The sequence below is a fragment of the Bradyrhizobium sp. HKCCYLRH2047 genome (assembly GCF_051168175.1).
Taxonomy (GTDB): domain Bacteria; phylum Pseudomonadota; class Alphaproteobacteria; order Rhizobiales; family Xanthobacteraceae; genus Bradyrhizobium.
In genome coordinates, this window is sequence record NZ_JBNPUM010000002.1 from 309,620 (window position 1) to 328,887 (window position 19,268).

The following is a 19,268-nucleotide window of genomic DNA, read 5'->3' on the forward strand; positions in this document are numbered from 1 at the left end:
AGGGGCGGGATGAGCGACACGATCGGCACCTATTCCTTCCTGCCCTGGCTGCGGCTCGGCGTGGCGAACAACATCACCGCAGCCGACAACGACAACGCGGTGGCGCTGCGCGCGACGATCAAGGTCGACTTGTCGCTGGCCGGGCGGCCGGTCCAGGGCGACACGGATCTGACGGCGACGATTTCGCGCGACGTCGCGCTCTATGGTCCCGGCGATATCGTCGGCATCGATCCGAAGGCGGTGGTGAAGGTGGAGCCGCGCGACTGGATCACCAATTTCGAGCCGAACTACCTGCCCTTCGTTGAGTTCTATGACGAGGATTTTCCGTGGCGCTACACGCCGGCGGCGCCGGACGAGTCGCGCCACCGGCTGCGCCCGTGGCTCGCACTGTTGGTGCTCGAGGTGGAGGAGTTCAAGGAAGTCGCGGTGTCGTCGGCGCGGCCGCTGCCGGCGATCGAGGTGACGGGCGATCCGGCCTCGGTGTTTCCGCCCGCCGACCAGCTTTGGGCCTGGGCGCACGTCCACGTCAACCGCGACCTGATCCAGCAGGACGGCGTGGTGGAATCGACCAATGCCGACCAGGCGAGGGCGCGACTGGAGAGCCTGCTGGCCAGCAATCCGGACTACGCCTATTCGCGCGTCCTGTCGCCGCGTCAGTTGAAGCCGAATACGTCCTACCATGCGTTCGTGGTGCCGACCTTCGAGAGCGGCCGTCTCGCCGGCCTCGGAATCGCGCCGGTGGCGAATCCCGCGCTCTTCGCCACCCTGTCGGCCTGGGCGGACTATACCGACCGGCCGTTCCCGACGCTGCATCCGGTGTACAAGCGGTGGTACTTCAAGACTGGGACGGTGGGCGATTTCGAGTACCTCGTCCGCCTGCTGAAGCCGCGTCCGCCGGACTCGCGGCTCGGCCGCCGCGACATGGACACGCAGACGCCGGGTTCCGGGATGCCGCCCATCGCGGTCGCCGGGCTTCACGGGGTGCTGCGGCTCGGCGGCGCGCTCAAGGTGCCGGACGAGGCGCTGACCGGTGCGCAGGAGGCAGAAGCTGCGGCCTATGAGGGCTGGGATGAACCCTACGCGCACGAATTCGAGAAGGCGCTGGCGGGCTTCGTCAACCTGACCGACGACTATGCCCGCGAAGGCGCGCCCGACCCGGTGATCACGCCGCCGCTGTACGGCCGCTGGCACGCGCTCACCGAACGGCTGCTTGAGGAGGCCGACGGCAGCGACGCGCCGCAGCCGCGCAACTGGGTGCACGAGCTCAATCTGGACCCGCGGTTTCGCGTTCCCGCCGCGTTCGGCACGGAAGTCGTGCAGAAGAACCAGGAGGCCTATATGGACGCCGCCTGGGACCAGGTCGGCGACATCCTCGCGGCGAACCGGCGGATCAGGCTGGCGCAATTCGCCAAGGCGGCGGCCGCGATCTGGCATGCGCGCCATCTCGGGCCGCTGAAAGATCTCAGCGCGGAGCGCGGGCTCACGATGATGGCGCCGGTGCAGCGCCGGGTGATCGCCGACGGCTTCACGCTGCGCCATCGGCTCAAGGAAAGCACGGTGCCCCGCGCGGCGCTGTCTGCGCCGTTCCGGCGCGCGCTCCGGCCGCGCGACCAGGTCGCGGCGACGCTCGGCTTCGACTCGCCGAAAGGCGCCGAAGAGCTGCTGGAGAAGATCAATCGCGGCGAGGTCAGCGCGGCGCCGCCGCGGGTCACCCCGGAAGCCTTGCCGGCGGTGGAGGATGTCGCCGCGCAACTTCAGCCGAAGTCGCTGCCCGCGGAGCTGACCGACTGGCTCGCCAAGCACCGCTGGGCGAAGTGGGTATTGCTGGTCGTTCTGCTGCTGCTCGCCGTGCTGCTGCTGGCCGTCGCCATTCCGTTCGCGATCGTGGTCGCGGCAGCGGCGCTGGCGCTGTTCGGATGGCTGGTGCGGCTCGAGAAGCAGGCCGGCATCGCGACCGGCGTGTTGCCGCAAGGGGCTTCGCCCGAGATCATCGACGCGCTGCCGGGCTTTCCGTCGTTCACCATCCGCGATCCTGATCCCGCCGCGCCTGAGCCTGTCGGGGGCGCTTCGTCCGCCGACAGCCCGGAGGCGGCGCGCTTCAAACTGGCCCTCAAGGACCTCAACCGGCTGCTCACAGTCAGCGCCGATCTCGGCAGGCCGCCGTTGCGCAAGCCGATCGACATCGCCGCGCTCGGAGCGTCGACCTTCGCTGCGATTGATCCCGACAAGACGGTGCCCGCCTTCACCTTCTCCTCGATCACCATTCCGCCGCGAGTGCTGGCCATCAACGGGATCGCGACGCTGCTGCAGCCGGAAGTGTTCAAGCCGGTGATGGCATATCCGGAAATCGACCTGCCGATGTACAAGCCGCTTCTCGGCCTGTCCGACGAGCACTTCCTGCCGAACATCGACAAGATTCCGCAGAACACGATCACGCTGCTCGAGACCAATCAGCGTTTCATCGAGGCCTACATGGTCGGCCTCAACCATGAATTCGCCCGCGAGCTGCTGTGGCGCGAATATCCCACTGACCAGCGCGGCAGCTGCTTCCGCCAGTTCTGGGACCCGAGCGGCGTGATCGACCGGGAGGGCCTGTCGAAGGACGAGCTGCGCGAAAAGCTCCGCGATATTCCGCCGCTCCACACCTGGTCGCTGTTCTCCAAGCTCGGCGATCACGACCATCGCGAGAAGCCGGGCGAGAACGAGGAGGAAGTCGTCCTCGTCATCCGCGGCGAGCTGCTGAAGAAATATCCGACCGCGGTGATCTACGCCCAGAAGGCGCGCTGGCAGCGCGACGACGGCGGCGCGATCAATCCCCGCGTCGAGCGGGTGCTGGAGACCGACGGTCCGGTGGAGGATCGCCTGCGCACACCGCTCTACGAAGCCAAGGTCGATCCCGACATCACCTTCATCGGCTTCGACCTGACCTCGAAGGAGGCGAAGGGGGGCAGCGGCCGCGGCAATTCGACGGCGCCGGGCTGGTTCTTCGTCATCAAGGAGCGGCCCGGCGAGCCGCGCTTCGGCCTCGATATTTCTCGCGATGGGCCGCTCAACGTCTGGAACGATCTCGCCTGGCCCGACGTGCTGTCCGACGCCGACAAGGGCTTCCTGCAGATCAGGCCGGGCGGGCCGACCCTCACCCTGGACGATCCGGTGGCTCCGGAGCTGCAGGAGAAGAAACAACAATACGATGAGGACAAGGCGCTCCGCTGGCATCCGGACAGCAACTCCGCGGAGCTCGCCTACATCCTCTACCAGGTTCCCGTGCTGGTCGCGGTGCACGGCAGCGAGATGCTGCCGAACTGATCGCGCAGCGGACACGACAGGGGGCGGCTGAAGCGAAATGTCCGAGTTCGATGATATCCGCAAGGAGCTGGAAGCGTCGCGCGCCGCGGCCGATGCGACGTCGCGCGAAATCGGCCGGCTTCGCCACACCCGCGCGCGGCTGATCCGCGACCGCGCACGGGCCGAGCGCGTCAGCAAGGGCGCCGACGATCCGGCGCTGGCGGCGATCGACAAGGAGATCAAGGCGGCGGCCTCCGAGATCGAGCGGCTGGGCGGTGCGCTGAGGGCGGCGAAGGACGAAGTGGTCCGCAATATCGGGCTGTTCGCGAACTTCACCGATCCCCGCCGCAACATCGGCCTGCTGTCCGATCAGACGCCGATCCTGCTGATGCCGCTGCGAATCGAAACGCGCTTCAAGCAGGCGGCGGAATTCGGCGGCGACCGCGACGAGCTGTGGATCCGGGTCTATCCGGACGACATCGCCGTCGACAGCTTCGAGGAGGCGTTGTCGGAAGACGAAGTGAAGCGCGCCCAGGCCTATTGGGCCGACGTCTGGCGGGCGAACCACGACCCCGCCGGGGAGCGGGCCGCCTGGCGAACGCTGCTGAGCGGACAGGGCTCGGGGCGGTCCTACTACGTGATCCAGACTCATCGCCCGCTCAACGAGGTGGCGCGACCGGCCAAAGTGGAAGGCGTGCCGACCGTGATCCTGACGGTGGTGACCAGCGCGCCGCTCGTCGATCCCGAGCGAGGTGCGGTCAGCACGTTCTGGACGGCACTGTGGCGCGCGGGCACCGATGCGGCCGCGCAGGCGGACGCGATCGCCGCGCTCGACAGCGCGCTCGGCGCCGAGCGCGCCGCGGCGGTCCGTGAGGCGTACCGGCCGCGGAATCTCGCCGACGCGCCGCCCGAAGGCGCGGACCGCGCGACCACCACGGTCATCGCCGCGTATCTGGAGTTTCCCGCCACGGACGCCACGCCGATGCGCGAGACCGGCTGGTCGCAGCCGGCGACCGCCCGGACCTTGCCTGATCGCCTCGTCCTGCTCGGCTACAACAACGGAACGCTCGAGCTCGAGCAACTTGGAAAACCGATTCCGTCGCCGCTGCCGGTCACGCCGTCGCCGACCGGAACGGACGACGCATCGGTCGCGGGCGACGGCGACGACATCACGTTCGGTCCGGAGCTCGAATGGGTGCGCAACTTCGACCGTGCCGTCGAGATCGGCATGGGATTCCGGGTGCCGTTAACGCCGGCCGCCTTCCGCCGTGGCTTCGATCAGTTGATGGTGCTCGGTGTGCGGCTCGGGGCCGATGCGGACGCCGGCCGGGTCGCGCTGGAGCAGTTGTTCGTCCATCATCATCAGTCGAAGGCGGGGTTCTCGATCCTGCCGCAGGGCCAGCCGACCAACAACGTCGAGGGCGAGGGCGCCGCCTACAGCTGGCGCGAGGATTCCGACGTCAGCTTCGATCACTACTTCGGCACTCCGCCCCTGGACCCCGACGGATGGTTCGAGCGGACAGACGGACGCTGCCTCGCCGCCACGCTCGGTCTCGATCCGGCCGCGCTGGCGGCGATCCCCTTCTACCATCGCCACGACGTCAACGACGCCCGCGCCATGAACACGGCGCTGTGGCCGGCTACGCTCGGCTACTTCATGGAGAGCATGCTTCATCCGATCTTCGACGATTCGACGGTTGAGCGGACCCGCGACTTCTTCGTCCGGCACGTGTCGGCGCGCGGGCCGATGCCTACGATCCGCGTCCGTCGTCAGCCCTACGGCATCCTGCCGGCGACGCCGCGCTCGCGCATCCAATGGATCTTCGCCGGGTCGAACGTCGCGGTCGGGGCCGCGCACGCACCGGACGATCCGGAATTGCGGTTCCTGATGCGGTTGTATCAACTGCTGCGCAAGGTCGAGGCCGATCTGGAGCCGCTGATGTCGCGGGTGTCCTACATCGGCAAGCCGGGCGGCGACCGTCATCAGATATTGCTCGATGTCCTCGGCCTGCACGCCGGATCGGTGGAATTCCAGCAGCGCTTCGCCGAAAGCTTCAAGGAACTGTACAACCGCCTCGCGATGCAGGGGGCGGGCGGCGCCTTGGTCGCGCTCCTGCTCGCCGCAGGCTATGTCGGAAGCGGGCTCGATCTGCTGAAGCAGCTCGGCTACACGCCGCCCGAGGGAATCGAGGTGCCGGACATCCTTGAGAAACTCTTTCTCAAGGCGCCCAACCAGCTCAAGGGCCCGCTGATCGACGACCGTCCGTTGTCGGAGACCGAGCAGATCCGCGCCTACACCGCGGGCGGCGACAACTACATCGGCTGGCTGATCAAGGCTGCGGCGACCTCCCACGACGCGCTGCGGCTGCAGCAGGGCTTCACCCAGCGCCCGAATGCGCTGCTGTATCTCATGCTGCATCACGCGCTCGACCTGAGCTTCGTCGAGACCAGCATCCGTCTGTTCTTCAATGCCGGGCTGATCGGCGAGACCGAGCTGAAGGCGGCGCGGCGCGAGCCGAAGTTCTTCCAGGTCGAGGAGGCGAGCCTCGCCGTGCCTGCTGCGGCCGGCGGCAGCCGCTGGCGCTACCTCCACCGCAGCGACGCCGCCGTCACCGGAACGGGACTGAGGACGGTCGGCGAGTTCATCCCGACGGTGCTGACCTCGATGGTCGCTACCGCGTATCTCAAGCGCCAGCTCGATGCGCTCGAACGGCTGAAGAGGTCGCCGACGGCGGTGCTGGAACGGGTGTTCGCCGAGCATCTCGACCTCTGCACCTACCGGTTCGACGCCTGGTACGGCGGCATCATGAGCCGCCAACTGGAGCGGATGCGCTATCCGAACGGTGCCGGCCGGGGGACCGCCCAGCCGGGCGCACCGGCCGGCGAGGCGAAGAGGGGAATCTATCTCGGCGCCTATGGCTGGCTCGAGAACGTCAAGCCGGAGTTCAAGAAGCCGACGGCCGTCGAACTGCCGGCAAACCTCGCGGCGATCTTTGCCGATCCCGACGCGCCGCCGCTGATGCGCGACCGCAGCAACCAGGGCTACATCCACGCGCCGTCGCTGAACCAAGCGGTGACCGCCGCGGTGCTGCGCAACGGCTATCTGTCCAACGCCACGCCCGACAATCCGGGCAGCCTCGCTGTCAATCTCAGCTCGGAACGGGTCCGCATCGCGCTATCGATCATCGAGGGAATGAAGGGCGAGCAGAGCCTCGGCGCGTTGCTCGGCTACCAGTTCGAGCGCGGCCTGCACGACCGCCACGACGTCGAAGTGGACGGGTTCATCTACGACCTCCGCAAGGTGTTCCCGCTGGTCGGCGACCGGCTGACTCCGACGCGTACCGGTCGGCTCGACGCGTTCGGTCGGCGGCTGCGGATCGACCGGGTGGAGGCGCGCAACGTCATCGACGGCCTGGCCTTGGTCGAGCACATCAAGACCAGCGGCGTGAGCAGCTATCCGTTCGGCCACGATGCCGACCTGCCGGCGGCGAGCCCGCAGCAGGCAGCCGCGATCACCGCCGAGGCCGCGCGGATTGCCGACATCGCCGACGCGGTCGCCGACCTCGCGATGGCAGAGAGCGTGCATCAGGTGGTGCAGGGCAACTACGACCGTGCCGGCGCCGTGCTCGACACCTACTCCAAGGGAAAATTCCCGGCGACCCCCGACGTGGTGCGTACGCCGCGGTCGGGGGTGACGCTGACCCACCGGGTGGCGCTGCATCTCAAGGCCGGGCTCGACCCGAACGACGGCGCGCTGACATCGCCGCGGGCGAAGGCGGAGCCTGCGCTCAACGCCTGGCTCGCGGGCATTCTGCCGCCGCCGGCAGCGGTCGCCTGCTCGGTGACGGTCACCGACCCGCTCGATCTTTCCGCCGTCACCTACAACGTGACGCAGGCCGATCTCGGCCTGCTGCCGATCGACCTGCTGTATCTGCTCGATCCGGACAACGATCCAGCCGCCAAGGCGCTCGACGATCTGATCGAAGCGCATGTGATCGCCGCTCATACGCCTCGCCCGGACGCCATGCTGACGATCGCCTACCGCGAGAGGATCGCGGCGATCGCCGGGCATGTGCCGCTGTTCGAGCTGTCGGCGTTGATGCGGCATCTCAGAAGCCTGCTGCTGCGCTCGCGTCCGCTCAAGGCGAGCGACATGGCGATGGCCGGCGAGGCGAACGAGGCGGTCGATCTCGACGCGGCGCTCGCACGCGAGCGGGCGACGCTGCCGCGCGTCCTGCTCGTCGGGGGGCTTGCGGATCTCGACACCTTCCGTACGGCGCTGCAGGCCCGCCTGGACGCGAAGCAGGAGGCGCAGATCGCCACGGAGATCGAGCTGACGATCACCGGCTTCGTGTCGGTGATGCAGGGTCTCGGTCCGTTCGCGCCGTTGCAGACCGGTACCGGTGCCGTCTACGCCGACCGGCGGCGGATCTTCTCCCAGTTGCATGCCGCACTCGCCGGCTACATCGCTCGATGGACCCGGCAACTCGCCGAGTTCGACGCACGCATGGCCGCTTACGACGCTGATCCGGGCGCGCCGGACGCGGCGAAGTTCCTGGCGCTGCGGGTGGCCGAAAAGCTGATCGCGACCACGGCGACCGACCCTCTACCGGCGCAACCGGACGATTTCCGCGACGATCTCATGAGCGGCAAGCGCGCCGCCTTCGTCGGACAGCGCGCCGCTCTGATCACGCTTTACGACAATGCGTCCGACCTCGCCGCCCTGCACGACGGCATCGAAGCCTCGAAGGCTGCGAACGCCGCGTTCGACGCCGCGGTGATCGACATCGCAGCCCAGCGCGCGGCGATCGTCGCCCTCGCAGAGGACATGGCGAAGCGCACCGCCGCGCTCGCGCTCGAGCTGACGACGCGGCTGCCGGCGATCCAGGCCCGGCTCGATCAATACGATGCCGCGGCGGAGGCGAAGAACAAGATCGAGGCGTTGACCGCGGCGGCGAAGCTGCTGTTCGGCGACGATTTCAAGATCGTGCCGGATTTCGGCCTGCCAGCGGCGCTGGCCGGTGAATGGAGCAACGCCTGGGGAGCGGGCGCGCAGGCGGACGAGACCATTCTCGGGTTCGTCAAGACGACGATCGGACGCCGCTTTCCGCTCGACGACTGGTTCACGGGTGTCGCGCGGGTGCGGTCGAAGCTGCACGATCTGGAAGCCTCGCAGCATCTCGCCGAGGCGTTCACGGGGGCGGGCGTCGCGCTGCAGGCGCTGCAATTTCCGCATCGCCCCGAGTTGCCGTGGCTCGGACTCGAATTCCCGGAGACCGATGCCGACGGAAAGCCGTTCGTGATCGATGAGGACAAGCTGCTCTATACCGCGCATTTCGCCGAAAGCTTCGATCCGGCGCGGCGGCAACTCGGGCTGTTGCTCGACGAGTGGACCGAAGTGATCCCGCGCCCGACCGAAGATACCGGGCTGGCGTTCCACTTCGACCGGCCAAACGCCGAACCGCCGCAGACCCTGCTGCTGGCGCTGCCGCCGAAATTTGTCGGCGCGTGGCAGTGGCAGGATCTCGTCGACACGGTGCGCGAGACGATGGACCTCGCCAAGAAGCGCGCGATCGAGCCCGACCACGTCGACACCACCGCCTATGCCCGCTTCCTGCCGGCGCTGGTGTCCGCCGTGACCTTCCATCCGATCACGGCCTCGCTCAACCTCGCCTTCAACAACAACCTCGCCGCGGTGCTGGCCGAGACGGAGACGGGCAATGGCTGACTATGTCGCGGTTCAGAACCTCTCCGCCGTGTTCTCCGGCAAGGTGAAGCTGCCCACCATCACGTTGTGGAACAGGCTCGAGGGCCGCCCACGCACGCACGATTTCGACCGCGCGCTCAAGGCCGAGGTTCGTGATCCGCTGTGGCTGCTGACGAAGCAGTGGCAGATGGGCGAGTTTCAGGGCGACGACGCCGGCTCGCCGGTCGTCGCCAAGGTGCACATCGAGACCACCGAACTGACGAAATACCGCGCGGCCGGCAATCCGCCCGAAGCGTTCGCCGACGACGTGCCGCTCGAAGCCAAGGTCGAGCGGCGGCCGATCCCGTTCCGTCTCGCCGGCCAGAAGATGGCGTTCGATCTCCGCATCGCCCTGGGCCGACGCTGGCTGAAGCTCGTCGCCGGCATCGAGCCGGGGCTTGCCCAGCAATTCATCGCGGCGCTGCCGCTCGCCATGCCAGATCCGGCGCTCAAGGCCGATGCGCCGGTCGCCGCCCATCGCGAAGCCTGGCAGACGATGGCGGCGCTCGCCGGCAGGTCGATGGACGGCTACGACCTCGTCGAGCATCTGATGGCCGCGCCCGGCAATCACGCGCACGACCTCGTCGCGCTCGGCAACCCGGCCAGCACTGCTGCGATCGAGACGGCGGAGGCCGAATTCCTGGCGTGGTACCGGGAGGCGTTCTACCAGCCCGCCGCGGGTGCGGCCGATGCCTGGCTGCCCGATCGCCTCGAATACGCCTTTGCAGCGTCGGCGCCCAAGGCGGGCGGCGAGAAGCTCGTGGTCGCCGACGAATACTTCCAGGGGCATCTCGACTGGTACAATTTCGACGTCGACGCCTCCGGCGCAGGGCTCGGTGACCTGACGGACGCGCCGCCGCCTGCCGCCATCGAGACGACCTTCACGGCGTCGTTCATCCCGGCGCCGATCCAGTTCGACGGCATGCCGAACACGCGCTGGTGGACCTTCGAGGAGGGACGAACGAATTTCGGCGACATCGATCCGGAGACGACGGACGTCAACAAGCTGCTGCTGATCGAATTCGGCCTCGTCTACGCCAACGATTGGTTCCTGATGCCGTTCACGGTGCCGGCCGGGGCGATCACCAGGGTCGCCGGCATGAGCGTGACCAACGTCTTCGGAGAGCGGATCTGGGTCGAAGCCGCGGGCAAGGGCGCGGATGAAGATTGGCAACGCTGGTCGATGTTTACGCTGGCGACGAAGGGGAGCGACGACATTCCCGCCGATCTCAGCCTGTTCGTCGTGCCCAGCGTGCCGAAGATCCAGGAGGGCGAGCCGCTGGAATCCGTGGAACTGTTCCGCGACGAGATGGCCAACATGGTGTGGGGCGTCGAGTCGCGGGTGATGTTGGCTTCGGGCGACAGCAAGAGCGGACGCAGCGCCGCGCTCGACACCCGCCGCTATTTCCGTCGCCTGGTGGAGGAGAGCCTGCCGCCGGCCCCACCACCTGCGGCGCCGATCGAGAACGACGCCGCGATCCGCTATCGGCTGATGAGCGAGATGCCGGAGAACTGGATCCCGTTCATCCCAGTGCACATCGACAACGACAGCCGCGAGATTCAGCTGCGTCGCGCCGCGCTGCTGCGGGTCATCGACCGCGACCCGGATCCGCCGGTGCGCGTCGAACCTCGCACAGATCTGCTGCGCCACGGTCTCGACCTCCCGCAGCAGCAGGGCTACAATCTCCATGAGGAGGAGGTGCCGCGCGCGGGCATTCGTGTCACCCAGAGCTTCCAGCGCACGCGCTGGTACAACGGCCGCACTTTCGTCTGGCTCGGCATCCGCAAGGAGACCGATCGCGGCGAGCGGTCGAGCAAGCTCGCTTTCGACACGATCCTTCCGAAGCGGAAGGCTTGAACGCATGAAACGTCACCGTCGAATCTGGCGTGGCGCGGCCGCCGGCGGTGGACGGGCGCGGGTCATTCCCAAGTCGGTCGTTTCTCGCGCGACGGCAGACGCTCGGTGCCCCAAGACTACGTAGTGGCCGGCGAGTCTGACTATCCGAAGGCCCATTCCCGACCTGAGCGCTTCCTTCATGACACAGCAGGAGCAACGGAGAGCGAGCACGAGGAACACCGTTCGAGGTTGAGCGCGGAGAGGTTCGCATTGATTGTGTCGAATCTGAAGCTGCTGCGTTATTGTACGTTGCGGCCCGAGCCTCTTCGGCAGAGGCCCATAGCCATAAGGACAGAGATCACGCGGCCTCGCTTACGGCATGGGGCAACTGCCGGCTCTGCTCAAACCTCGTGACAGGTAGTCCCACCGCAGGCTGTCAGCCTGGCTCGTGAGTTCTGTGCAGCGCAGTCACCAAGGCCGCGATCACGCTTATCAACGCGTTCGTACCATGGTCGTTCAAGAACGAATCTCTCTGCGTCATAGTTGAAATCACACCCCAGTCTGCCCACGTGGAGCGCGACGATGGTGCTGGTCGGTGACACCGTCGCACTTAAGGGGAGAACGGTGATCGACACTCCGAAGTTTGGATCCCTTGAAGCCGTCGAATCCGCTAAAGCTCGACAGAGATTCGCAGGCTTGCATCGCATTCGTCAATTCAGCACGAGAATTCAGTGACCACTGCTCTTCGTACGCCCCGTGGCTCAACGCCGCGCAAGAACACATCAGCAAAGCGCTCCGCGTCACCAAAGGTCGCCCTGCGGAAGAAGACATCTGTTGCGACAACAACGAAGGCTCCGATTCGGACTGGCATTTCCTCCTCGTCTCCATTGGGCATGTTGGCGCTGTATCTTACTGCGCAATGGCGTGCTTCGGGCCGAGGCGGACTTGTGTTCCTCGCCGAAAATGAGAGCCGAGCCGAGCTGTTGGGTTCGATCATCCCAGTTATCGAGCCGGCTTGTGATGTGCTCGTCTATCCCCGTTTGAACACGCTTCCGTTCGATCAGCTTGAGCCGTCACGTGATATCGCGGGTCGGCGGAGCTCCGTCTTGAGACGCCTTGCCAGGGCAAAGAAGCCGATCCTGCTGATCACGACGGTGGAGGCCATAATGGAACTCCTGCCGTTGCCTGCGAACTGGTCTCGTATCGGATTTCCACTTCGGACCGGGGCCGTCTTTTCCGAGGAAGACCTTGAGGCCCGTCTGAAAGCTCTCGGGTACGACCTGGACGACAGTCCGGATTATCCCGGTGGAGTTTTATTTCACGGCAACACCTTCGAGATATTCCCTGCCGGCGCGCTCGGACCTTTTAGGATCGAGCATTCCGGAGGGAGAATCCGGCGTATTGCAGCGATCAATCCGATAGACCAGGAGGTGATTTCCGAAGCGAAGGAGCTCCTGATTGACCCGATGTCCGAGCGGCTGGCGTTCACGGGCCGGGCGCGAAGAAGGTCCAGCCTATTGGACTATTGTGCGCGCGCCAAATGGATCGCCGACAGCACCGTGCCCAGGCACGCCGAGACCTGGTTGAGCACGATCGACGATGCGGCCGCCCGCAGTGAGCGTGACCGTGCCTATCTCAGCCGGCGCGAATGGGAGCTGGCGGCGAAGAAGATCACTGTCTTGCCGCCAACCACTCCGTATCGTGCGACGCCAGAGTTCTACAAGGCAGCCTCTCCGCGGAAGGCCCTCCGTGCATTTATCGAGGAAGCCCAGCGCGGCAGCGCACGTGTGCTCTTCGTCGCTGCGGTCGAAGCGGATTTGCGTGTGATGGCCCGGATGAGCGCGATCAAGGCCGAGTGCGTGCCCGATTGGACGCACGCGACCGCAAGGGGCAGGCAGCAGGCCGCATTGCTGGCAGGCTTCGATGCGGGCTTTGTCGTTCCTGGAAAGAAGCCGCTCGTGGTCATCACTGCTGCCGACGTGCTCGGCAGCAGGGCGCACCAGCCGCAACCGACGAACTGGGCGTGGACGCCCGGCTTCGATTCGGGAGATCTCCCCGAACTCGGATCCGTGGTCGTTCATCTGCAACGTGGACTCGCACGCCTTGGCGGCTTGCGATCCATGGGCGCGGGCGATCTTTCGGCGCGCGAGATGGTCAGGTTGGTATTCGCCGGAAACGACGCCGTTCTCGTCCCTCTCGCAGAATTGGCCCTGATCTGGCCCTACGCCGCCGAGCTCGGAGACACCTCGCTGGACAAGGCCGACGGCAGCTCGTGGCGGCCGCGGCGAACGGCTGCCGAGACGGAAATTCACGTGGTCGCAAAGGAGCTGGCCAAGCAGATGAGTCAGCGCCGGCGGCGCCCAGCTCCGAAGCTCGTGCCGCGTCCTGCTGTCTATGAGAAGTTCGTCGCGCGGTTTCCCTATTTCACCACCCCCGATCAGGCGAAGGCCATCCGCGACGTTCTGGATGATCTTGCATCGGGGCACCCGATGGACCGGATCGTCTGTGGAGACGTCGGCTTTGGCAAAACCGAGGTGGCGCTGCGAGCAGCGGCAGCCGCCGTGCTGGCCGGAAAGCAGGTCGCTATCGTCGTGCCGACGACAGTGCTGGCGCGACAGCATGTCGAAACCTTTCGAAAGCGCTTTGCGCCTCTTGGCATCGATGTTGGAAACCTGTCGCGGGTTGCCTCGACCGCCGAAGCGCGAAAGGTCAGGGAGGGCCTCAAGAGCGGAGAACTCAGGATCGTCGTCGGGACCCTCTCGCTCGCATCCAAGGAGGTGAGATTTGCCGACCTTGGTCTGATCATCATTGACGAGGAGCAGCATTTCGGCGCTGCTGAGAAAGCCATGCTGTCGGGCCTCAATAAGAACGGCCATCGGCTCTGGATGAGTGCGACACCGATCCCCCGCACACTTGCAGCGGGCTTGACGGGCTTGCGGGACCTCAGCGTGATCGCAACCCCGCCGGTCCATCGTGTTCCGGTTGCCACCAAGGTGGCACCGCTCTCGGACATAGCTATCGCCGCTGCCCTGGTTCGTGAGCACAGACGTAACGGTCAGAGTTTCGTCATTTGTCCGCGGATCCAGGATCTCGATCCCATGCTCGCCAGGATCCACGCGCTGGCGCCGGAACTACGTATCATGACCATTCACGGCAAGTTGCCAACCGACGAGATCGACGAGAGGTTGATGGGGTTCGTCGAAGGTCGTGCCGATGTACTACTTGCAACCAACATCGTGGAAAGTGGCCTCGACATCCCACGTGCAAATACCATCGTTGTGTGCTGGCCGGAAAAATTCGGCCTGGCACAATTGCATCAGCTCAGGGGGCGAGTAGGACGGGGCGGCATCCGGGCGTTTGCGCATTTCCTGACGGAAGGCGGCTCTGAACGCTCGGAAAAACGGCTTTCCGCTCTTGAGGAATTGAGTCGTCCGGGCGCTGGCTTCGCGATCAGCGCTCGCGACCTCGACCTGCGCGGTGGTGGCGACCTTCGCTCCGATCGACAATCCGGCCACACGCAGGTGTTCGGACCGACGCTTTACGGCCACCTTCTGACGCTTGCCCTGGAGGGAGACCGCGATGGAATGTCCGCGCTCTGGATCCCTGAGTTGAATCTTCCCATCCCTGAGCTGCTTCCCTCGAGCTATGTGCAATCGGAGGCGGTCAGGCTGGAGATCTACGCTCGAGCCGCTCGGTGCCGGAGTGATGACGATCTGGAGGAGCTCGAGGATGAAACGCACCGTCGATTCGGCAAGCTGCCATCCGAGGCCAGCAATTTCTTTGCTGTCGCCAAGCTCAGGGTAAGTTGCAGGCAACGGGGGATCATGCGTCTCGATGTCGGTCCGGATGCAATTGCCGCAACGATGCTCGCAGGGAGAATCAAGAAGTCACGCTCACGGTCGCTGCAGCGCGAGGGCGATCGCGTCGTCTACCCCGGGCGCAGCGATGAACCTGCTTTACGAAGGGTCGAGCAGTTCTTGGATCTGTTGGACGAATGACGAGGGATTCGCCACTCAACTTGAAGCGATGTTGTGTGCCCTTCTCGGGGGTCCCGAAATGAAAGCGATGGCGCTTCACCCTTGGCAAGGACGCTTGAGAGAACTCGTGTTGCGGGACGCAGAGACGATCGTTCGAGCTGTTCTGAACCGGCTGGTCGGATGCGGTGGATCGTTCAAGTTCAAAGCTGCGCTGGCGGCCGACCCAGCCCGGATCCCAACAAACGAATGAGTCAGCGACAGAACCAGCTTCACCTTTTTGCGGCTTTGGTGACCACCGGTCCTCATGATATGCAGAAGGACGCTATGTGGGTTTTGGCCCAATCAGCCCCATCTGAGCGGATGTCGCCGGCTCGTCTGTTCGAGTTCCTGTTGCTGAACGGGTGCACACGTCGACCCGCGCGGTAGCGCGTCCGCGGCGAAACCGGAGACGTGCGCCGGGCGGATAGGCTCGCGCCAGCTGATTGTGCTCGATCCGGTGTTGCATCATGTCCCGTCGGGTCTGGCGCTCGTCGAGCATCAGGACCAGATCGGAGCACGGCTTGGTCGAACACAGCAGCAGAAAGCCGGCTTCAGCGTCCTGAGGGTAGACCGTCAGCGCATCGGAGCGGTCCACGGTGCCCGACACCAAGCGCGCGGCGCATGCGAGACACCAGCCCTGCTCGCAGATGTAGGGGGTCTCGATGCCGGCGTCCATCATGCTGTACAGCAGATATTCGTCGGATGCGGCGTCGAATGTGAACGTCCCCTCCGGACGTTCCAGCCGTATGCGAAACCGCCTGGTGCCGCCTTCATTGGTCATGGCCGAGAGCTCCGTCATCGCTCACCACCGGCTGTCGGGCAATGCGACGTCGCCGATGCGGCCGCTGGCGTAGCAGTGCGCGGCCGCGATGATCCGCGCCGCAACCGCCAGCTCGCTTCGATCGCGCGGCGCGTAGACCACGAGGCTCTGCGGTGGCACGGCGCCCGCCATGTAGCGTGCGAACGGATGCACCGTGCCCCAGCCTTTGGCCGCGACCTTCTGCGCCCATTCCGGTCGCAAGGTCAGGTGCAGCGACCCGTCGGGGCGAACGATGAGCCACACCGGCGCGAACACGAAGGCCTCCGGCTGGCCCATGGCATGGATGTCATCGAGCGCGAAGGCGCGGCCTGCGGCGTTCAGCGGCGCCGGCACCTCTTCGACCCCGGCCAGCGCGCATGTGCAGGACACGAGCTGTGCGGCGTATCCGGCGGGCGAGGTGCCGTCGAGCTGGTGGCAGGGCCATGTCGGTGCGAGCCGCGGTGCGCTGCCGGAACGTGTGGCGAGACGACGCAGTCCCGGTGCCATCGCCCAGACGGGTGCAGCACTGCGCAAGCCTGCTCTAGCCGAAGCTGTCATAATGAACCCGCGTGATCGGAACATCGACGGCGCGCAGCAGCGATCTGACCGCGTTCACCATGACCGGCGGGCCGGCGACATAGAACTCGGCCGCCGCGTGATCCAGGACTGCGCTCTGGATGACATCGGTAACGAAGCCGGCCGCATGCGGCCAGTCGGATGGCGCGTGTTCGACCACGGGCAGGTAGCGCCCCTGCGGAATGCGCGCGATCGCCGTCTCGAGCATGTCGTCGGCGGCCAGATCCGCCGGTGTGCGGGCGCCGTAGATGACATCCACGGGCGATCCGAAATCGAGGCGCGCCTCCGCGGCCTCGCGCAGCATCGCCAGGATCGGCGCGATGCCGGTGCCTCCCGCCACGAACACCTTGCGTCCCTGCTGTCGACGCAGCGTGCAGGCGCCGAATGGCGCCTCGATGGTGATCTGTGCGCCCGAGGCCAAAGCGGCGAGCGCGTTGCTGCCCTTGCCGCCATCGTAGCGCTTGGCAATGAACTGCAGGGCTTTACTGCCCGGCAGGTTGCACATCGAGTAGCAGCGCCGTAGCCCTTCGCCGAGATGCAGGATCGCATACTGACCGGGCCGGAAGTTGATCGGCTCGGCCGTCTCGAAGCTGAACTGGCGGATCTCCGGCGCTAGATCGTCGACGCCGCGCAGGATCGCCTGTTGCTCGACGCATCGCGGCGTCGGCGCGGACCAGTCGCCGGGACCACGCGCGATCGTGACGTCCGAGATCGCGCGTGATTGACAGGCCAGGATGCGGCTGCGTCGCGCGTCGCGCGGATTCATCGCCGGAGCGCCGGGAAAGATCGGATCGACCTGACCGTCGACGAGCGTCACCTTGCAGGCGCCGCAATTGCCCCAGCCGCATTCGTAGGCCAGCGCGATGCCCTGGCGTCGTGCTGCCTGCAGGATGGTGTCATGGTCGGCCGCGTCGATCACGACCCCGTCGGGCTCGATGCGGAGTTGTCGGGTCATCCACGCCATCCTTCCAGTCCCGGCGCTCGGCCGGCACACCGAGTGCGCCTGCCAGACTACAAGCCGCAATCCGCGATCAGCCTCGCCTGGGTCGTCATGGTCCGCTCCAGGATCGCCCGTGCACCGTCGGCCCCGGGCGCGGTCGAAAGTGCCTCGCTGAGCTCGCGCGCGGCGCGTTCGCCGAGCGGCATCCACTTCGCGACCCACTCCCGCAGCAGAGCCGCGTGCTCCGGGACCTTGCCGGTGGCGTAGCGCACCAGGGCCTTGGTGGTCTCGACCGCATAGGCTTCGTCGTAGTTGCGGAAGTCGTCGTGCAGCAGCGCCAGCAGGTCGTCGTCGTTCGTGCGCGCCAGATCGGCGATCTCGCGATTGAAGACGTGATCGAAGATCGGCCGCAGCACCAGATTGCGGGACACGAACGCCTCGCCCCAATCGTAGGCGATCAGCTGCTTCTCGATCAGCTCGCGCAGGCCCTGCCATTGCGGCGCCTGCGTCCAGACGGTACGGGCAATTCCGCTGTCGGCGAGCTCCTCGCGTCCGGTGTCGAGCGCGAGCGCCTTGGCCAGATAGGCCTGGCGCTGCACCCGGCGCATCTCATTGCCCATCTGGAAGTAGAAAGTGTTGGTCACGAACGCCGACGGCGCCATCTGCGCGACATAGGCCGCGCTCATCTGCATCGCGTGTCCCGGGAAACGCACCGGCAGATAGGCCTGGCCGAGGAAGTCGAGCCACGGTGCAGACAGCTTACGATAGATGTCCTGGCGCTCGAACTCGTCGATCAGGTTGTCGCAATACACCTCGCGGTCCTTCTGATCGCCGACGTAGCGGCGATAGGTGTAGGTGAGGGGATCGCGATAGCCCTCCCAGTCGTCCAGCGCGAATTTCGAGCCTTCGCGATTCCTGAGGTAGAACTGGTTGATCGACCAGTTCTCGGACAGCTCGAATGGCGCCGGCGCGCGGCGAAAGTGGCTGTGGAACTTGTAGGTGACGGCCTCGTATTCCGACGGCAGCCGGCGCTCGGTCCACAGGCTCCAAGTTTTCTTCTGCTTGCGCGCAGCCGGCTTCGCGGTCATTGCGGTCATGACGTGTCCTCCCGGGATTTGCTATGTGTGGATGGTCCAGACCCACTCGTCGTCCATCGATTCGAGTCGCCCGCCGAACGACACCAGGCTCGGCTCGATCTCGGCGAGCCGGAACGGCCGCCCCAGCGCCGCCTGCATGCTCTTCTGCGTCAGGCGGAAGTTGCGGTCGGCCTGGACGCGGACGTAGCCGCCGCGGTCCTCGATGACGATCTCGACGTCCGGATTGTCCTGCTCGCTCGCCGCGATCACGGCGTCGATGATGTCCTCGTCGACGCCCCTGATGACGGGGCCGACCAGTTTCGGAGCTGCTGTCGTGGTCATGGGCTTGTCCTATGCGTCCTGCTCGGTCTTGTGACGGAGGCGGCGCAGCCGGCCGTCATTCGGCACGCCAACCAGAATGGCTTCACCGTCTTTCTTCACGGCGTAGCGAAAGAGGCGGCAGTCGCGCGGGTTGAGGCCGCGGCCGTCATCCATGCTGAATTCCCATTCATGGGCCGAACATGTGATGGTGCCGGATTCGAAATCGACCTTGCCGTCCGCCAGCAGGATCTCCTGGTGCGGGCACATGCCCTGGAAGCAGCGCAAGTCGCCGCCGGGCAGATGCATCACGATCACTTCCTCGCCGTCGACCTCGACGCCGATGAAATCGCCTTCCCAAAGATCGTCCAGCGTTGCGACCTGCGTCCATGTCACGTCGGCATCGTCAGACATAGGCCACCTCGATCCAATCCATCGGCTGGATGCCGGATTGCGCCACCGTCATCGCCGACGGCAGCTCGCGACCGTTGTAGTAGACGCATTTTGGTGCCTTCTGCTCGGCGACGCGAAGTCCGACCGCGTGCTGTGCGACCTTGTCTGCCACGATGCTCATGTCGTCGCCGTCGTCGACAGGGATCAGCAGGACGACGAAGTCGCCGCGGAAATTGGCTTGGAGCGGAAACAGGGCCATGTGTGCCTCCCGGATTGTTGTTA

Annotated in this window: 11 protein-coding genes; 4 read left to right on the plus strand and 7 right to left on the minus strand. The window is 66.0% G+C overall.

What is annotated here, in order from left to right; genetic code table 11:
* Nucleotides 1-9 precede the first annotated feature (9 nt).
* The 4 genes from ACQR1D_RS05000 to ACQR1D_RS05015 all read left to right on the plus strand — a co-directional run bounded on the left by ACQR1D_RS05000 (nt 10) and on the right by ACQR1D_RS05015 (nt 14,866).
* Nucleotides 10-3,306: a hypothetical protein gene (locus tag ACQR1D_RS05000; RefSeq protein ID WP_316181149.1), complete on the plus strand. Its 3,297-nt coding sequence runs from the start codon at nt 10-12 to the stop codon at nt 3,304-3,306.
* 37 nt (nt 3,307-3,343) lie between these two features.
* Complete coding sequence (locus ACQR1D_RS05005) at nt 3,344-9,013, plus strand: hypothetical protein (RefSeq protein WP_434838029.1); 5,670 nt, start codon at nt 3,344-3,346, stop codon at nt 9,011-9,013.
* Nucleotides 9,006-10,889, plus strand: a complete 1,884-nt coding sequence (locus ACQR1D_RS05010) for a hypothetical protein (protein ID WP_434838028.1) — start codon at nt 9,006-9,008, stop codon at nt 10,887-10,889. Before ACQR1D_RS05005 ends, ACQR1D_RS05010 begins: the two co-directional genes overlap by 8 nt.
* 872 nt (nt 10,890-11,761) lie before the next feature.
* Nucleotides 11,762-14,866: a DEAD/DEAH box helicase gene (locus tag ACQR1D_RS05015; RefSeq protein ID WP_315804581.1), complete on the plus strand. Its 3,105-nt coding sequence runs from the start codon at nt 11,762-11,764 to the stop codon at nt 14,864-14,866.
* A gap of 301 nt (nt 14,867-15,167) precedes the next feature.
* Here ACQR1D_RS05015 and ACQR1D_RS05020 read toward each other — a convergent pair whose 3' ends face one another.
* Genes ACQR1D_RS05020 through ACQR1D_RS05050 form a run of 7 tightly spaced genes read right to left on the minus strand, consistent with a single transcriptional unit; the run spans nt 15,168 to nt 19,245 of the window.
* Nucleotides 15,168-15,665, minus strand: a complete 498-nt coding sequence (locus tag ACQR1D_RS05020) for a 2Fe-2S iron-sulfur cluster-binding protein (protein WP_434838027.1) — start codon at nt 15,663-15,665, stop codon at nt 15,168-15,170.
* A gap of 21 nt (nt 15,666-15,686) precedes the next feature.
* Nucleotides 15,687-16,217 (minus strand): luciferase family protein, encoded by a 531-nt coding sequence (locus tag ACQR1D_RS05025; RefSeq protein ID WP_315804579.1) that lies wholly within the window; start codon nt 16,215-16,217, stop codon nt 15,687-15,689.
* Nucleotides 16,218-16,224: 7 nt separating this feature from the next.
* Nucleotides 16,225-17,214, minus strand: coding sequence for a 2Fe-2S iron-sulfur cluster-binding protein (locus ACQR1D_RS05030; RefSeq protein ID WP_434838026.1), 990 nt, complete (start codon nt 17,212-17,214; stop codon nt 16,225-16,227).
* A 56-nt stretch (nt 17,215-17,270) separates the two neighbouring features.
* Nucleotides 17,271-18,296, minus strand: coding sequence for a toluene hydroxylase (locus ACQR1D_RS05035; RefSeq protein WP_434838025.1), 1,026 nt, complete (start codon nt 18,294-18,296; stop codon nt 17,271-17,273).
* A 21-nt stretch (nt 18,297-18,317) separates the two neighbouring features.
* Entirely contained in the window at nt 18,318-18,617 is a 300-nt protein-coding gene (locus tag ACQR1D_RS05040) for an MmoB/DmpM family protein (protein WP_315716254.1), read from the minus strand.
* 9 nt (nt 18,618-18,626) lie between these two features.
* Complete coding sequence (locus ACQR1D_RS05045; RefSeq protein ID WP_316181163.1) at nt 18,627-19,007, minus strand: Rieske 2Fe-2S domain-containing protein; 381 nt, start codon at nt 19,005-19,007, stop codon at nt 18,627-18,629.
* Nucleotides 19,000-19,245: a toluene-4-monooxygenase system B family protein gene (locus ACQR1D_RS05050; RefSeq protein ID WP_316237158.1), complete on the minus strand. Its 246-nt coding sequence runs from the start codon at nt 19,243-19,245 to the stop codon at nt 19,000-19,002. The genes ACQR1D_RS05045 and ACQR1D_RS05050 overlap by 8 nt, the downstream gene beginning before the upstream one ends.
* Between the last annotated feature and the right edge of the window lie 23 nt (nt 19,246-19,268).

Coding starts and splice junctions, on each gene's coding strand:
- ACQR1D_RS05010 (WP_434838028.1), top strand. CDS start 9,006: ATGGCTGACTATGTCGCGGTTCAGAACCTCTCCGCCGTGTTCTCCGGC.
- ACQR1D_RS05015 (WP_315804581.1), top strand. CDS start 11,762: ATGTTGGCGCTGTATCTTACTGCGCAATGGCGTGCTTCGGGCCGAGGC.
- ACQR1D_RS05050 (WP_316237158.1), bottom strand. CDS start 19,245: ATGGCCCTGTTTCCGCTCCAAGCCAATTTCCGCGGCGACTTCGTCGTC.
- ACQR1D_RS05045 (WP_316181163.1), bottom strand. CDS start 19,007: ATGTCTGACGATGCCGACGTGACATGGACGCAGGTCGCAACGCTGGAC.
- ACQR1D_RS05035 (WP_434838025.1), bottom strand. CDS start 18,296: ATGACCGCAATGACCGCGAAGCCGGCTGCGCGCAAGCAGAAGAAAACT.
- ACQR1D_RS05005 (WP_434838029.1), top strand. CDS start 3,344: ATGTCCGAGTTCGATGATATCCGCAAGGAGCTGGAAGCGTCGCGCGCC.
- ACQR1D_RS05030 (WP_434838026.1), bottom strand. CDS start 17,214: ATGACCCGACAACTCCGCATCGAGCCCGACGGGGTCGTGATCGACGCG.
- ACQR1D_RS05040 (WP_315716254.1), bottom strand. CDS start 18,617: ATGACCACGACAGCAGCTCCGAAACTGGTCGGCCCCGTCATCAGGGGC.
- ACQR1D_RS05020 (WP_434838027.1), bottom strand. CDS start 15,665: ATGACCAATGAAGGCGGCACCAGGCGGTTTCGCATACGGCTGGAACGT.
- ACQR1D_RS05000 (WP_316181149.1), top strand. CDS start 10: ATGAGCGACACGATCGGCACCTATTCCTTCCTGCCCTGGCTGCGGCTC.